This window comes from Haloferax sp. s1 (genome assembly GCF_058382125.1).
Genome location: NZ_JBZRPK010000049.1, coordinates 1 through 709 on the forward strand (window position 1 = coordinate 1; position 709 = coordinate 709).

1 protein-coding gene and 1 pseudogene are annotated in these 709 nt (G+C 63.8%); one reads left to right on the plus strand and one right to left on the minus strand.

The genetic code is table 11. The features are described from left to right. Window positions 1-338 (plus strand): annotated as a pseudogene (locus QT222_RS00285) (MBL fold metallo-hydrolase); the annotation flags it as partial. 113 nt (window positions 339-451) lie between these two features. Here QT222_RS00285 and QT222_RS00290 read toward each other — a convergent pair. After that, window positions 452-709, minus strand: a 258-nt coding sequence (locus tag QT222_RS00290) for a 2Fe-2S iron-sulfur cluster-binding protein (RefSeq protein ID WP_491475929.1), incomplete at its 5' end; no start/stop codon positions are given.

Sequence of the window (709 nt, forward strand, 5' to 3'; positions counted from 1 at the left end):
CACCCGCAGCGGCTCGGCGGCTCTACGAGACGCTCCGCGAGCGGTACGGCGAGTTCGACGGCGGCACGCGCATCGCGCCCGGACACTACAGTGAACAGGCCGAGTCCAACGATAACAGCGTCTATGTGGCCACGCTCGACGCGCTTCGCAACCAGCTCGATGCGCTCTCGATGGACGAAGACGAGTTCGTTTCGTTCGTCCTCGACGATATGCCGCCGCGACCGACCAACTACGAACGCATCATCGACACCAATCTCGGACGCGACTCGCTCGCCGACGACGAGGCCTTCGAGGTGGAGTTAGGGCCGAACAACTGCGCGGCGACGGCGAGTGACTGAAACAAACGACCACGTGCCGACCGCTCGCCAGTCGGTACGTGAAGTCAGCAATCGGCGTGAGAAGAAAAGAACGTGAGCGCGGGTGTTCCCATCCGCGCCGTCGACACCCGTCGTTAGTCGTCGTCTGCGGCGGCACCCGCGGTGACAGCGTCGTCCTCGATGCTGGGCGGGTAGATACCACGTTCGAGCTTCAGGTCGCTCTGCGGACGAGCCATACAGGTGAGCGCGTACTTCTCGGATTCTTCTTCGGTCAGCCCGCGGGCCGCAGGCTGTGTGACGTCGCCTTCGAGAATCTCCGCAGAGCAGGCGAGGCACATCCCGACGCGGCAGGAGTACTCCTGTGCGATGCCCTCCTCAATACAGGCCTTGAG